This window comes from Bradyrhizobium sp. LMTR 3, assembly GCF_001693485.1.
Taxonomy (GTDB): domain Bacteria; phylum Pseudomonadota; class Alphaproteobacteria; order Rhizobiales; family Xanthobacteraceae; genus Bradyrhizobium.
The window spans coordinates 1-1,701 of record NZ_MAXC01000039.1; the positions used below are offsets into that span (position 1 = coordinate 1).

The window sequence follows — 1,701 nt, forward strand, 5'->3', positions numbered from 1 at the left end:
CAATTCAGTGCGGCATCAGCCTGTTCATTGGAGAGGTCGATGAAACGAGTAAGGTGGGATGGTCAATTCGATCTGAAAGCCGACGGCTTGGTCCCCAAAAATTCCTCGGTAGAGCAAAAACCAAAAAACTGACCGCGACGATGAAACGGGTGCTCTGAAGGTTCGAAAATCTGCGGTCCCTCGTCTTCCTGAGAGCGATTACACACTCGACAGTTCTCATAATTTGGTCGCCGTCCGGATCGTCTACTGATCCTGCCTACAATGAGCCGCCCCTCGACCGGCAATCGGTCCATTGTTGCTGCTTCGTCCACCCAAGGAAAATGGGTGGCCGTTGAGCAAAACGGCAAATCAGTTCCAACCATCGAACACAAGCCGCTTCAGAAGCGGCTGCGATCAAGGCCGGTCATCGTGCGCAAGCTAACGGGCCTTGCTTAAGCCGTCCTTCACAAGAGGAGCGGCCAACTACGCGAAGACCGCACCTATGGTGCGAAGCCATCCTCCACGTAAAGCCTGTAGATTCGCGATCGCCGTGCCTGCAGGCGGGAGCAATTGTTGTGACGTTGCGTTCGGAATCAAATCTCGAACAGGTCCCGCGGCAATTTCGTGAATGGTTCACCGCCAGCGTCAGTAACGCGAAACGTTTCGCTGATCACATAGCCGACATCTTCATCGATCCAATTTCCAAGCATGAGGTGAAATGTCATGTTTGGCTTCAGGATGGTCATATCACCTTCCTTCAGGCTGGCCGTTGGTTCTGTCCAATCGATCCCGACCGCGTAGCCACACCGCGACTCCTTCTCAAATCCATGCTTTTTTAGCGTGGTGTTGAAAGCCACCGCGACATCGCTACAGGTCTTTCCGGTCTTGGCGGCGGCAAGCGCAGCTTCCAAACCAGCGACCTCTCCTTCATGCAGCCGCCGTATATGGTCCGACGGCTTGCCAATCGACATCGTGCGCATCAGCGGGGACGTATAGCCGTGGCGTACGCCGCTAAATTCGAGGTTGATCTGTGAGCCCTGTCGGAAGATGTCCTCGGTCCAGCGAATGTGACACGTAGAGGTGCGCGGCGTAGCGCACAGAAAAAAGCTCGCGATATCGGTGCCGGGCTTTCCGTTGGCGCCGCGCACCAGCGTCGCAATGATCTCCGCGGATGCATCGGCTTCGCGCACGCCCGCCCGAATAACTTCCTTGGCCCTGAGCATTCCGGCGTCGGAAATGGCGGCGGCTTCGCGCATCATCGCAATTTCCAGGTCAGATTTCACGCCTCGAACCCAGGTAACGGCATTGGTGCAATCGACAATTTTCGCGTCAGCCGCTTGAGACTTGAACTTCTCAACGGTCAAAGCCGGCAAGAGCTTCACTTCAAGACCGATCCCCTGGCGGCCAAGCCCCTTGCCCAAAATGAAGTCGATTATCGCATCGTATCCGTCCTGGTCAACATTAGCGATAAGTGCTTCTGGGTAGCCAATCACGTGGCTCCGATCGATAAACATCTGGTGGATTGCCGCTGGTCCGTCCATCCGACGTGTAATGAAGGTCGGCTCTGCATCCTTTAAAGACACGACCAAGCCTTGAGGCACATATGCGGACTTTGACGTGTATCCTGAAAGATACGTAATGTTCGCTGGGGACGTGACCACCAGCACTTCGACCTGGCGTCGCTCCATCTCCAACTTAACGGCAGTCAACCTCCGTAGATAC

General features: G+C 55.2%; 1 protein-coding gene. It reads right to left on the reverse strand.

Going from position 1 to position 1,701, the window contains the following annotated elements; genetic code table 11:
* Positions 1 to 572: 572 nt before the first annotated feature.
* Positions 573 to 1,701, reverse strand: a 1,129-nt coding sequence (locus LMTR3_RS23575; RefSeq protein WP_065747405.1) for a M24 family metallopeptidase, incomplete at its 5' end; no start/stop codon positions are given.